Source organism: Paenibacillus enshidis, assembly GCF_042136365.1.
Taxonomy (GTDB): Bacteria; Bacillota; Bacilli; order Paenibacillales; family Paenibacillaceae; genus Paenibacillus; species Paenibacillus enshidis.
This window is the reverse complement of sequence record NZ_JBHHMI010000001.1, coordinates 495,066-508,302: the sequence shown is the minus strand read 5'-3', so window position 1 is coordinate 508,302 and position 13,237 is coordinate 495,066. Positions and strand designations below refer to the sequence as shown.

Below are 13,237 nucleotides of genomic sequence, written 5' to 3'. Positions count from 1 at the left end.
TGCCATGCAAAAAAACATAAAAACCTGTTTTAGTAATTGACCCGTGGAAAATAATAGGATAAGATAGGGAGTATATGGTACGAAATGGAGGTAATTGTCTTGGATGAGCTGCAATTGGATGGCTTAAAAATTGATTCTTTGGTTGATTTGCTAAGAGCCTCATATTTCTTGGAGGAATGGGACAGGATGCTTGAAATAGCAGATGAACTTCTCTTATCAGCGAACCACGTATACGATAAGCAAAAAGAGGCTTTGCAATCTGGGCAGTGTTATTCCTACGGCAATCGTAAAAGGCATCTTATTTATTACTTTGGGTTCAGTCAGATGGCAAAAGGGAATGCTTTCGAGAAAAAGGGATTGTATGAGGATTCGTTGGCTTGCATAAAAACCTATGCCGATTTGTCTTGGTTGGACGATGGCAGCAAAGAAGCCAAAGAGGAAATTGATCTCTTTAAATTGTTCGCCAAGGGCAATTCATACAGCGTGAAGTTGCTTGCTGGGAAGCTGGAGGTTTTAGATTCTTATGTACAATTTCTAAAAGAATCAAGACCAGAAGAGTTATTTCCGGGGCTTATAACAATTCTGGAATCAGCACTGAAACACAATTTCAATGTCGATGAAGTGCTTCAATCACTTAGCGGAGACACCTTAGAAGTAATCCACTATTATGATAGAGAGAAACGTAAGACAAGGTATTTGACAAACTATTACTACACATTAGCTCTATACAGGTTTAAAATGGGACAACATGAGAATGCAATACATAATACATTGCAAGGATTGGTAGCTTCTGATAACTTTAAAGATGTAGCGTCGTTCAAAAAATGTGTAGCACTGTTTGAGGTGTATCGGGATTACGCAAGTGATGAACAAAAAGAAAGCTACAACACTTACATGCTTGCAATTCTAAAGGAGGAACTGAAAAATGAAAAAAACTATTATATCTATGATGATCGTCTTGGGACTGTTTAGCTTGACAGTAATCCCTTTTAATGGATCTTCTCCAACAGTGACCACAAACGGACATGGCATGGATCATTAGGTCACAAAAGGTTATGTGAAATTTAAACCTAAATGACCGCCCCCATTGGGCGGTTTTTCCTCTGCACTTCTGGATATAGAGATAGTTTGTAGAAAATCAAAAAAATACAAGGAAAATATTGCGTAACTGGAACATACTCTATTTCTATTTATTAAGGAGTTGAATGAGAGAAATGGTTAATAGTAAACTCAAGAAAATTGGTTTGGGTGGTGCGATTTTCGTTACATTAACCATGATTCTTGTTTGTTCCTATCTTGTGTATTTGGACGTTAAACCTGTTCACGATTACTTTTCCCCAAAAACAAGTGCGGGCGTGAATGTCGAAAATGAAGCTGGCGAATGGAGCAGCCTTAAATTCGATGGTCAGGATTTCATCAGATTTGACAGTGCTTTTTGGGATAAAGAGATCGTAAATGATGCAAACAGTGATGGGAACGCCCAATTGAGAGTTAAGGATGATAAAGGTAATATTGTGATTTACGAGTTTCAGGTTTCCCCTGGAACAAGCAAACAATTAAGCAGCCTTAAAAACGATAAACAGTATTTCTTTGAAATCAAAACTGCTTCAAAAGGACAGTTCACGATTAATGCAATCTAAAAAATGGGACTCAGAAAATAAATCTGGGTCCCATTTTTATTGACATTAAAGTATAATGGAAATATATATGGATACGGAGGAAGGAGATGAATATATGTTAGGAAAAGATAGACAAAAATAATACTATATGAAAGCTACGTATTATTAGACCGTAGCTTTTTCTTTTTCCCAAATACGTACATATGTACAAAATACGAGTTTTGTGAATAAGAAGGTCGGATTATGTGTGGCGCACTACCAAAACTACCAAAAGATCTCTTCACTACTGAAGGATCTTTTGGTGTACAACTGAGAGCGTGAATCCACTTGCAAGATACTGTTATGGTGTCTAATGTCCACCTGTATTGGAAGCCCAGACAGGATACCAGCCCAAGGCCGGATTTTCATTGTTGTACAGTACCAGATTGCCGTCATTTTGCATGATCAGCACATTGCCTCTAAGATTGGCTGGCACATTGTCTGCTCCATACCATGCCTTAGCCCACGCCAGGTTATCCGACGTCCAATAAGGTGTGTTTTGCGGATCTGATATTACTAACTTCCCGCTGAAATAATTAATCTGGAGTTTATGTATTCTCGTGTCTTTAGTCTTGGAGTTCCATATCATCGTGCGTGTCTTGACGTCCCAGAGCTGCGCATCGCCCCAGTTATCAAATTGAAACGAAAACCTGTTATTGTCTGACACTAACCCTCCACCGGCGACATTATACATCGTGTCATAAATCAGCCGATCTCCACTGGCGGAAGTCACAGGGGAAAATGGAATCAAAAACATGAGCATGGCAAGACAAGATAAAAAGACTTTTTTCATATAACATCCTCTTTTCCTGAAAATGTTTTAAGTTACTTGTCAAGTATATCATATATTTTTCTTTTGTGGATGAAAATTCAAGTTCCCATACAAGATCAAGAAAAACGGGAAGAAGTACGCCTTCCATGATCCGGAGCAGGATTCACGGTGGTAATAAAAGTGGTGAATATTCCAACATCTCGGCAATCGGACTTGCTTCAGCAACAAGTGTCGGGGCAGGCGCTAATCTATCAGGACTGCCAGCCTCGACCAGCGCTTTGCTCCGCAGCATAAGAAGGCTTTCAATCAAAAGAAGCACCCCGGTTCCCATCAGAAGCTATTCAACGGCTATAATGTCAGCTATCGGCCCAAATGCAAGCATTCCTAGTGAGGGTGCAGCATCTGCTGCACCCTCAACCAGTTATTCATGAAATGATCGAGCTGGCAAAATAACTGCCGCCGAGGGTTATGCTTTTTGAAAAATAAAATCTCTGCTCTTTTCCGCCAGTTTCAGCACATGCTTCAGATCGACGTGTAGAAGCTTTCCATGCCGCTTTACAGGACGTCCGGCTACAAACACTGTATCCACATTTCCGGGATTGGAAAATTGCACAACAGCCCCTTCAGGATCATTGGCCGGGAACATATTAAGATCCGTGGTCCGAATCATGATCAGGTCCGCTTCTTTGCCGGGAGCAAGGGTACCTATTTTATGATCAAGCAGCAAAGCTTTGGCCCCTGCGGTGGTAGCAAAGTGCAAGACTTGTGCGGTTAATAGATTTAATTCAGTCGGCATTTCGTTATTCTCTAAAATTTTCTGGTTAGCACGCGCCCTTTCGGCTTGCATCAAGAACTTCATCTGAGTAAACATATCTCCTCCGGTTGACGTGACCACATCAACACCAATCGTGGGAGTTCCCCCATTTTCAATGAAGAATCCGGTGGCGGGATAACCATGCCCCATCATCATTTCGATTTCGGGAGTAACAGACAATGATGCACCGGAATCGGCGAGCATCTTGTATTCTTCGTACCTCATGGTGTTCCCGTGCACGATGTTCACATCTGGTCCAAGGAGGTCAGCCTCGTACAGCTTTTGGACGGAGTGGTCATGAGGTCCCCAATTGCCGAAACCCAGATGCATGGAGCTGGGTATCCCCAGCTCTCTGGCAATCCTCAGCTCCTCTACTGTGGTGTCCCAATGGCTGAACTCAGGACCGCGCATAGCCAGACCCAGGGTCAAAAGCTGGTCGTTAGACGAGAAATATTGCTGTTTTACCCGCTTCACATCTTCCGAAACCATGAGCCTGCTCTCGCGGTTCCAATATTCCAGCTCACCGGAAACCCCCAGAGCGAAGACCGCCCGAATTCCGGAATCCTGCAATCCGCGAATAAGCTCGTCTGTATGATCGGGCGAATAGCTCATGCTCCAGTCAAGCAGTGTCGTTACACCGGCATTCAATGCTTCCAGGGCTCCCAGCAAATTGGCTATGTAGCTGTCCTCAGGACGCAGCCTGCTCCCATATCCGCTATAATAAATATTTTGCAGATAGGTGGGCAAAGACCAATCCGTACCGATACTGCGGACCAGGGATTCCCACACATGGCGGTGAGTATCAACCAATCCGGGCATGACGATCATGCCGGCGGCATCTATTGTTTCACAATCAGAGCTGTGCAGGTCGGGTCCTATCTGCGCAATACGAGAATCACGAATGAGAATATCTGCCTTTGTAAAATTACCCACTGATTTGTCCATGGTCAATACACAGCCGTTTTTGATTAAATACGTATGAGTCATGCATTCATCTCCTTATTAAATATAGATCATGATTTAACATGATGTGTACTAATCGAATAATATTGCTAAGTTATAATAATGATTCCTAAAAAAAGAAAGCGAAACGCCTATGGACCCGTTAAACGGGAAAAGGCGTTTCGCTTGAACATATATTGTTTCTGAGTTATTTATTCCTTAATAAATTGACGGATATCCTCAAGCACCTTGGAACCCTCTTGCGAGAAGATGCCATGGCTGGCGTTCGGCATCATCAGCAGCTTGGAGCCGGTGATGCGCTGGTTCAGAATCTTGGCGTGCTTCGGACGGAAGACCCAATCTTCTTCACCGTGAAGAATAAGTGTAGGAGCAGTGATCCTTCCGAGCCGCTCATAGGAGTCGAATTTTTTGATAGCTTGCTGATGAATCTCCATGCTTCTGGGATTCGGCGGAGCGATTTGCATCCGTTTGATGAATTCTGTGATTCTGTCCGGATTCTCTTGAATATAAGTATGGGAAAAAAGCATTTGCAGCGTATCCTGCGGGGAAAAACCCGAGGATTTTCGCGACATCCACTTTAACATCCGTAAAGAAGGCAACGCCCTGGTTACTCCACAGGTTGTGCTGCATAAAATCAGTTTCGCCACACGCTTGGGGAACTCAATTGCTATCTCCTGCGCGATCATGCCGCCCATCGAAATGCCTAAAATATGCCCCTTGTCGATATCAAGCGCATCCATCAGTCCGACGACATCTTTGGCCATATCTGAAATGTTATACGCCTCGTCCGGTGCATCACTCCCCCCTGTTCCCCGATTATCAAGCATGATGAAGCGGTTGCTTTCACTTAACCCCTCCCTCATGGTCGGGTGCCACCAATTCATATTGCTGTCTCTCCCCAAAATACCGATCAAAGGAAATCCTTCTCCAGCCGATTCGTAACAAATATTTACGCCGTTGACGAATACCTTATTCAATATCAACCACTCCCAGCTTCAAATCCCACACTTATTGTACTCAAGCCGTCAACACTTGTTCTAACCGGTAAGCAATCATGTCCGGATTAAAATATTCGAGTAAATAAATGCCTGGATAGGAGCCGAATTCAATAGAATATGTCTTGTAAGGCGTCTTAACATTGTTCATTGTGGAAAAATAAAGCTTCATCGGCTGCTGAAACAAATCGATCGCTTCATCATCGCTTCTCCATCCGTAATCGACGATCTTACGCGAGGTTTGCAAACCCAATGTGCTTATCGTTTTCCCGATCCCTTCCTGTTTTGTGGCAATGGCCTCAAACATGACGGAAGGTACGTGTTTCGAGCTTACGAGCGCAATATTGTGAGATACAACTAATTTACTTTTTGCACCAATTAAAATAGATTCTCTTAAGTAAAAAGGAGCTCCTGAAGCACCGCCAGGATGTGCTTGATGCTCTTCCTTAATTTGCTCCTGCCTGAGCACCTGAACAGACATGCTTTCATCCATCAACGTTTCGAGTATATCAGTAGTCCGTCCATCCGTAATCAACAATATTTTAAATAAAAGCATCTGCAGAAAGTTCAACGCTGAGTCCATGTCCCTGACTTCAATACTCGCCATTCTGAACCCTCCATCAAATTGCGTTATAATCACCCTTTAACATTAGGCACAGTCAGCATATTATAAAATTGGAGCACTTTATCCTTATCGACGGATCTTCGAAATGCCATGGCAGAACGCGGATGCTCGTCGAGCATTCCTGTGATCATGTACGGTATGATATAACCCCATTCTTCCTTTTCTCGAAGAGGAATCATGTAATTCTCTATCATGTCAAGGACGGGACCTACGCTGTACTTCACATTTTTCAACTGGGCAAGCAAAAGCTCTGTAGGGCAGTTGCCTGCGGCGCGCCCCATCCCGTAAACGGAGCAATCCAGCAGCTCGACACCATGATTCGCAGCTTCCAGCGTATTGGCAAAGCCCAGCTGAAGATTATTGTGCATATGTGCGCCGATGCGCTTTTTTTGCAGATGCTTCCGAAACTTTGTCACCAGGCAGTGGATATCGTTTGGCATCAGACTTCCGTAAGAATCCACGATATACACAACATCTACGACACTGTCAGAAATCATCTCGAACGCTTCATCAAGCTGCCCCTCTTTGACGTTGGAGAGTGCCATGATGTTCAATGTTGTTTCGTAGCCGCGGTCATGAAACAGTTGCACCAGTTCAAGCGCTTTATCGATTTCATGGATATAACAGGCTACGCGAATGAGATCAAGCGGGCTTTTTTCGCGCGGCAGGATGTCGTTTTCATCAACCCGGCCGATATCGACCAAAGCGGACAGCTTGGTGGCCAGTTTATTCTGAATGACATCGCGTACAAAATCATCATCCAGAAAACGCCAGGGACCAGCGGATTCGGATCCTTTCAGCAGCTTGGGTGAATTTTTGTAACCGATCTCCATATAGTCAACGCCAGCTTCATTCAAGCATTTATAGAGATATTGTACGAATTCGACGCTGAAATCCCAGTTGTTTACCAGTCCCCCGTCACGTATGGTGCAGTCGATAATTTTGTGATTCGTCCTATCCTTCATGCAAGATAAACTCCTTCCAAAGAGAAGTTGGAAAATACGAAGATCGTCGTCATCTACCCGGGTTCATTCTGAGACCCTTTATCCTGTCCTTTTACCAACCTTTATCTTTCTCTTTTTACGAATTCTCACATCGGATTTGCGTACACCTTTGCCAACACGTACTCGTCTAAGGGCTGTTTTGGCTCCCAGCTTCCCTCTTTTTTGGGACCGTGCTTTTCTGCGAGGCTTCCTCTTCAAGCTTCTTTTAGTAGAGAAACTCCTAGTAGAGATACTTTTTTGTCTGTTCTTCCGCTGTGAAGAGCCTGTTGATGCTCTTGATCTTGGAGTTCGAATGGCTTGCTCAGTGGAATTTTGCGCATCGGTTCGCGATATGCTCTCTTGACCCTGCTCTGTTTGCTTTGGTGCAGAGGCAGGCTGAAACCACACCCAAGGATTAGACGGCATCGGAAGGGACTGCGGTGTGATTTTGCCAACCGGTAAGTTGCTCACTTCTTGCAGAGGAGCTGTTTTCTGTACCGGTAGCCTATTCAGGCTGTTAGCAGCTTCTATTGTGTGTGCGTGAACGCTCCCGGTGTCCAAGCCTATTTCTGAAGCAACAGGATTAGGGCTTTCGGCAGCCGCTTCCTTCTCAAGTTCCGCCGCTTCTTCGGAAATAAACGGCCCTTGATGATCCGTTATCTGTTCGAGTACAGAATCAACGGCCGAAGCTTCCTGCTCCACGGATTTTTCCGAGAGGGCGGGACGATGTGACGACAATTGCTGAAACTCGTTCGGGATTAATTTCGGGGAAATGATACCGCCAACAGGTATTTGATCCGCCATGGCCGCTTCTTCTTTATTGGAGTTGACAGGCTTCGTGACCGGTGCGATTTCTGCAATTTCTGAAGCCATAAGGTTAAGGTTTTCGGCAACCGTCCCCTCTTCAAGTTCTGCCGCTTCTTCGGCAATAAACGGCCGTTGATGATCCGTTATCTGTTCGAGCACAGAATCAGCTACCGGAGCTTCCTGCGCCACGGCTTTTTCCGAGAGGGCGGGACGATATGACAGCAATTGCTGAAACTCATTCGGGACTGATTTCGGGGAAATGGTGCCGCCAATAGCAATAGGCATGGGTTCGGTTTCGGAGGCGATAATTGAAGCCTCCTGAGAAGGAGCTTTGCTCTCTTCTTGCAGGACAGATTGTCTTTGTCCAGTGTCTTCCCCCTGCATCGTCGACTCCGTATTCACGGTTTCAGATGCTTCTTCTCTGTCCAAGTTGGCTGGCCACCCTGCGATCAAAACCTTTTCAAATCCATCTTCATCGATAGACGGAGGTGACTCTGGATGATCCGGTGTCCGTTCGGGCACAAAATCACTTACCTCCTCTTCCTGCTCTCCGGCTTTTTTCAATCTGGCGAGCAGGTACGAAGCCAAATGGAGAAATGCGAAAGGAAGCACCGTCGAAGCTATGGCTTCAATCGGTGATTTGTCCGCCTCACCAGACTGATATTTACCCAGTTCTGCTTGAATAAATTGAGTCCAATTGTCTTCCTCATCGTTCAGCGCCGGTTCCGTATTCAGAGATTCAACCTCTTCTTCTAGAATGGAGGTGGCCGGCTCCGCGATTGAATCCTGTACTTCAGCATCCAGGTTGTCGATTTCTATAGCTTCCTCCTCTTCAGCACCATCCTCCTCGGAGTCCGAATCATCGTTGGAATGATTCTCCCCGCGATCATCCGGTATCTGTTCGATCACAGCATGAAGAGCAGGCCCTCCCGGCTCCGCCGATTTTTTCAATTGTGCCATCAGGTAAGATGCTGCATGGCGAAATGCGAATTGGAGTGCCTCCGGTACAACTCTGCGAGGGCTTGAATTGCCTTTGTCATCAGGTAGCAATTTGCTCAGTTCATATTGGATAAATTGCCGCCATTCCCTATCATCATCATGCAATAATAACAACTTATCATACACAGGTATTCCCCCCTGCCCGTTTGATTTTTATGTCATGGTATTACTAAAAACTCATATTCGATACCCACAGGAGCGGAACTTCAATTTCCGTTCCAGCACATTGTGTCATGGCCCATATAACCGTTACATTAGCGTTCAACCAGGCACATATGCCCAACACTCCTAGTGAACGGTTACCATACAATGAAAAACATATCGGTTCCCAAAGGATGGGTGACGCGGAACAAAGGAGTTGAAAAAAATGAATAAAAAAACGAGGAGCAAAGCGGAAACGTTGCTATTCGTTTTTTGTCTTTCATTTACCGTATTTATCTTGTTATTTATTCTTATTGCCACTGTCATCATGATATCGAAAAACCATAGAAAAGGAGGAACACTGTTTTCGCTGTTTCAGACTACACCTGAGCAGGAATCGGTCCCGGCAGATTCCCTTCAGCACGAGATTTGGCCGGTTGAGCCAGTTCCGAAGAGAGAACTACATTAATGCAAAGGAAGGTGCTGTCCCTTGAATAAAGAAGCAACGGATCAGAACCAAAACGAGCCGAAGTCGTTCGAGGAGCGCTTGGCCGAGGCAATTGATCTGCATAATGAAGCCGTCGCAGGGAAAAAGGAGGCTGTATGGAAGGCCCATCAAGAGTTTGAAAGATTGCGATTGGACCATCCTGGCCATCCTGTTGCCGATGCGTTCCACGGCAGTGTAATGTCGTTAATTGCCCGGGATGAATCCAACCCGATGACACGCCTCCAGTGGGCGAATCGCAGCTTAAAGCTGCTGGATGAGGCGGTGGATGCCGATCCAGCAAACAGCAGAATCCGCAGGCTGCGCGGTAATATCGCATTTCGGCTCCCTGAAGAGTTCTTCCACCGCACGGAAACGGTGATCGAGGATTATCTCTTCCTCATCGACTGGGAGCTTCGTTACCCAGGCAGTCTCTCAATAGAGACATATAATAAATTGATCTATGAGCTTGGTGAGGCATACCACCGGATCAATCGTCTGCAGGAGGCCGAAATGTGCTGGAGTAGACTGCTGAAGCAGACAGATGATCCGGAGTACCATCGTCTGATAGATCAAAAGCTGCGTAGGGGTAAGGATGCAGAAAGCAGTTCGTAATTCGCTCAATAAACATCGGGGGAGGTGAAGCACATGACCGATGTAAAGCAAGAGTTTTCTGTTTTCGCGAAACAAATGTTGAAGGAGCTTGCAAGCTTAAGTGGCAATTTGACCGACAAATTTGCTGATGCCGTTAAGGATGGTGCCGATCGATCCAGCGAAAAAATTATGAAGGCGGTAATTGAATTCGCTGAGCCGTCCTCTGTACTTGTCGAAAAATTGACGACTGCCGTTAAAGAAGGGGAGAATAATAAGATCCTGGAGGCGGTAGACGGATTTATTCACCCTTCCTCCGTGTTGGTCCATAAAATTTCAGATTCCGTCAAAGAAGGTGCCGCTTTGGTCGGGGAAAAAATGGTGACCGCACTGGAAGAGTCCGTTAAGCCAGACCCGGTGGATGCCAAAAAATTCAGGGAAGCCGTTAAAGACGGGACGAGTATGGCTAACGAAAAAATGAAGAGGGCCGTAGAGGACTTCTCCGAGATGATTAAAGCATTCAAAGTTGGAAAAAGCTAAGCACTGACCCTCTCATCATAAGGTGCAACCATCGCAACCATGAAAGGCCCTAAACCGGATAACCCGGTTTAGGGCCTTTTCATTCCATTGTATTCGGGAGATTGCCTCTCACAAAGAAACCTGCGCTGTTCATTCGCGCAGGTTTCACTGGGCTTTATGTTCAGTTAGTTGAAGTGTGCCGCACCAGGATCGCCGGCTTCGAGCTTTTGGATATACACCGGCTTCTTTGAAATATCGTTACGAACAAGCTGCTCACGGTTCATTAAAATGCTCTCCTCGGCAATCTCTACAGTTACAGCTACGCCCAACAGCCTGGACAATTGAGCCTGCATGCTATGAATCTCCCATTTTGAAGATTGATGTGAATCCAAAATAAAATGAAGTCCGTTTACTTGTTGTACTGCCTTCCAGGCATCCGGTGCGGGAAACAATGAATATACAGCGTCCTGAATATCCTTGCTGTCCAACGTTGCCCTGCCGATGCGAATCCGCTCCTTGCGCCTGCCGAAATGAACCAGCTTGCCTCCGCTTCGGCCGCAGGAGCAATCACAGGGCTCGATGGAGATAATGTCCTCATTAAAATAGCGCAGCAATGGGGAGGCTTGATGGGACAGCATCGTCAACGCTGCAAACCCTCTCTCTCCCGGGGCAACGGGTGCGGAGGCGTCTTCCTTTAATACCTCAACGAGAAAATCTTCCTCAACGACGTGCATGATGCCATGCTCACACATGGCCGCGATATTGCCGGTTTCAGTGGAACCATACAGATTGTATACCGGTACTCCCCACAGCCCTGCGATATGTTCCCGGCGAGGTTCACCCATCAATTCACCGGCAGTGCAAATCGCGCGCAGGGCAGGAAAGTCCGTTTTGGTGTCCGAGCCCAGTAAACGCGCCGTCTCCGCCAGCAACTCCATCTCTCTTGGAAGACCCGCGATAATGGTAACGCCCAGACGTTTCATAAGCTCCAGCACTCTTGGATAAGGCGTAACCGGAGTGCGGCCGCTGGCAGGCACGACAAGGGAGCCGGCTTGCCTGGATGCATGCTGGAACAAAAAGGCGGGAAGCGACATCGCATAAGGAAACCGAATGAGCACAACATCCTCCGATGTCATTCCAACCCCACATGCTAAAATCTGTTTCCCCCCTGTTTCCAAGTCATCCTGGGTAAACCAGGACGCCGACGGCTCTCCCGTCGTCCCGAACGACTCGTGATATTGCGCTGTTTCCTTCATGTTAACAGCAAGATAGCTGAAGGCGCCGCCCTTTCGAAGATCCTCTTTCATCGTTAACGGCAGGGTAAGAATTTGTTCCAACCCAACATTTGCAGTTGCATATCCTGCCAACTTATCTCTATAAAGAGGCGTTTTCTTGATACGTGTCAGCAGCTCCTGAAATTTGTGTTCCCTGTTCATAAGAGTGTTGGACATTGAGATTGACTCTCCCCTCATTTAAACTCAACAATTCAACGAATGAAAATTCTCGTTGCTTTGCCGAATGTACGAGGCAGCGCGTGTTTAATTTCAACCTTGCAGGCAATGCCCAGGCGATCCAGCATATGTTTCCGAATTTTTGCCGCCAGTTGTTCGTTGCTTAATGATGTGCGGTACGGTTCAGCCTCGATGGTTAAATCCCCTTGATCGATAATGAAGTGGTACCACAAGCTAATGTCCGGAATTTCCATCAGGAAATGCTCCAATAAAAACGGGGAATAATCGTTACCATTCAAATGCAGCATACTTTCCATTCTGCCTCTAAGATGCAATATGTCCATCGTAATTCCGCAATCGCACTGAGATTTTTGCAAATAACCAATATCGCCGCTGCGATAGCGAACCATCGGCATTCCGTCCCTCAGCAGTGTCGTAACGACAATTTCACCGGTTTCATTGTATTCAAGCGTTTTCCCTGACACAGGGTCGACAATTTCCACCCTAACATGGCCTTCCATGACGTGATACCCTTTGTGCTCCTTACACTCAACCGCAATTCCGCCGCACTCCGTCGATCCGTAAAAGAACGATACTTCGCATCCCCACTCTTTTTCCAACCGGCTGCGGAATGTATTGGAGCACCCTTCTCCTGTCAGCAATATGCGCCGCAAACGAATGTCCTGGCCCAGTTTAATACCAAAACGCACGCTTTCTTCCACCAAAAGGGCTGCATAGGAAGGGGTGGTCACAAGCACGCTCGCCTGAAACTCCTTCATTAACTCCAGGGATTTGTCGACAGGTGCCATGTACCCGCCTTTGCCAAGGGAAAGAACCGTCGCCCCAAACGAAAACTGCAGCAAACGCTGGAACCCTAGCCCAGGCAATGCGAACTCATATGGAAGCGCAACGGCACCCACGTCGGTTACCGTCTCCGGAAACAGAACCGGATATTTGGGCAATAAATCGTAAATATACTGGTCGGCTAAAGTGTATGAAGTGTAAATCGGTTTTCCCGTTGTTCCGCTTGTAAGGTGGACCTGGCCGATCTCTTTAGGATCGACACACAGGAGCTTCGTTTTATCCCCGCGAATGACGTTCTTGTTCAGCATCGGTACAGAAGATAATTGCTCAAGATGCTCAATCGATGGCTGCTTAAATCCGGATTCCTCCAGCATTGATCTATAGAATTCATTGTTTTTCCAGACATGTTCAAGCGTTAAATTAATGGCTTTCAGTTGATATTCATCACGCTGCTGACGCGACCGTTTTTCGATGGTTGTGTCTTCGTTGTCCAATTGATTGAAGAACATTCTTAACGGTTCCAAATGCGATGAATGCTGGTCGATGGAAACGGTCATCTTATGGGACTGAGATCTCATGGGCAAACCTCCCCTTTTTCTCCTAACACTCCGTTTATGATAAGTAATTAAAA

The 13,237-nt window shown here is 46.0% G+C and carries 12 protein-coding genes; 4 read left to right on the top strand and 8 right to left on the bottom strand.

Translation table 11 applies throughout. The features are described from left to right. Nucleotides 1–99 precede the first annotated feature (99 nt). Together ACE41H_RS02230 and ACE41H_RS02225 are read left to right on the top strand one after the other, a co-directional pair. Nucleotides 100–972, top strand: a complete 873-nt coding sequence (locus ACE41H_RS02230; protein ID WP_375353029.1) for a hypothetical protein — start codon at nucleotides 100–102, stop codon at nucleotides 970–972. A gap of 242 nt (nucleotides 973–1,214) precedes the next feature. Further along, nucleotides 1,215–1,640, top strand: coding sequence for a hypothetical protein (locus ACE41H_RS02225; RefSeq protein WP_375353028.1), 426 nt, complete (start codon nucleotides 1,215–1,217; stop codon nucleotides 1,638–1,640). Nucleotides 1,641–1,968: 328 nt separating this feature from the next. Here ACE41H_RS02225 and ACE41H_RS02220 read toward each other — a convergent pair whose 3' ends face one another. The 6 genes from ACE41H_RS02220 to ACE41H_RS02195 all read right to left on the bottom strand — a co-directional run bounded on the left by ACE41H_RS02220 (nucleotide 1,969) and on the right by ACE41H_RS02195 (nucleotide 8,742). Then, the gene (locus ACE41H_RS02220; protein ID WP_375353026.1) at nucleotides 1,969–2,451 is read right to left on the bottom strand and encodes a hypothetical protein; all 483 of its coding nucleotides are present in this window, start codon (nucleotides 2,449–2,451) and stop codon (nucleotides 1,969–1,971) included. A 445-nt stretch (nucleotides 2,452–2,896) separates the two neighbouring features. Further along, a complete protein-coding gene (locus ACE41H_RS02215) occupies nucleotides 2,897–4,231 on the bottom strand; it encodes an amidohydrolase family protein (protein WP_375353025.1) in 1,335 nt (444 codons plus the stop codon). A gap of 167 nt (nucleotides 4,232–4,398) precedes the next feature. Then, nucleotides 4,399–5,184 carry an alpha/beta fold hydrolase gene (locus ACE41H_RS02210; RefSeq protein WP_375353023.1) on the bottom strand — a complete coding sequence of 262 codons (786 nt, stop codon included), beginning with the start codon at nucleotides 5,182–5,184 and terminating at the stop codon, nucleotides 4,399–4,401. Nucleotides 5,185–5,224: 40 nt separating this feature from the next. Continuing rightward, on the bottom strand, nucleotides 5,225–5,809 hold the full coding sequence (locus ACE41H_RS02205) for a 4-hydroxybenzoate synthetase (RefSeq protein WP_375353022.1): 585 nt from the start codon (nucleotides 5,807–5,809) through the stop codon (nucleotides 5,225–5,227). Nucleotides 5,810–5,838: 29 nt separating this feature from the next. Further along, a complete protein-coding gene (locus tag ACE41H_RS02200) occupies nucleotides 5,839–6,792 on the bottom strand; it encodes an aldolase catalytic domain-containing protein (RefSeq protein WP_375353021.1) in 954 nt (317 codons plus the stop codon). Between the two features lie 78 nt (nucleotides 6,793–6,870). Further along, a complete protein-coding gene (locus ACE41H_RS02195; protein ID WP_375353019.1) occupies nucleotides 6,871–8,742 on the bottom strand; it encodes a hypothetical protein in 1,872 nt (623 codons plus the stop codon). Nucleotides 8,743–9,247: 505 nt separating this feature from the next. On the opposite strand from ACE41H_RS02195, the gene ACE41H_RS02190 reads away from it, so the two are divergent. Next, nucleotides 9,248–9,856 (top strand): hypothetical protein, encoded by a 609-nt coding sequence (locus ACE41H_RS02190; protein WP_375353017.1) that lies wholly within the window; start codon nucleotides 9,248–9,250, stop codon nucleotides 9,854–9,856. Nucleotides 9,857–9,889: 33 nt separating this feature from the next. After that, nucleotides 9,890–10,372, top strand: coding sequence for a hypothetical protein (locus tag ACE41H_RS02185; RefSeq protein ID WP_375353016.1), 483 nt, complete (start codon nucleotides 9,890–9,892; stop codon nucleotides 10,370–10,372). Nucleotides 10,373–10,536: 164 nt separating this feature from the next. On the opposite strand, the gene ACE41H_RS02180 is transcribed toward ACE41H_RS02185, so the two are convergent. Then, nucleotides 10,537–11,802, bottom strand: coding sequence for a phenylacetate--CoA ligase family protein (locus tag ACE41H_RS02180; protein WP_375353014.1), 1,266 nt, complete (start codon nucleotides 11,800–11,802; stop codon nucleotides 10,537–10,539). A gap of 35 nt (nucleotides 11,803–11,837) precedes the next feature. Then, the gene (locus ACE41H_RS02175) at nucleotides 11,838–13,184 is read right to left on the bottom strand and encodes a phenylacetate--CoA ligase family protein (RefSeq protein WP_375353012.1); all 1,347 of its coding nucleotides are present in this window, start codon (nucleotides 13,182–13,184) and stop codon (nucleotides 11,838–11,840) included. Nucleotides 13,185–13,237: the final 53 nt, after the last annotated feature.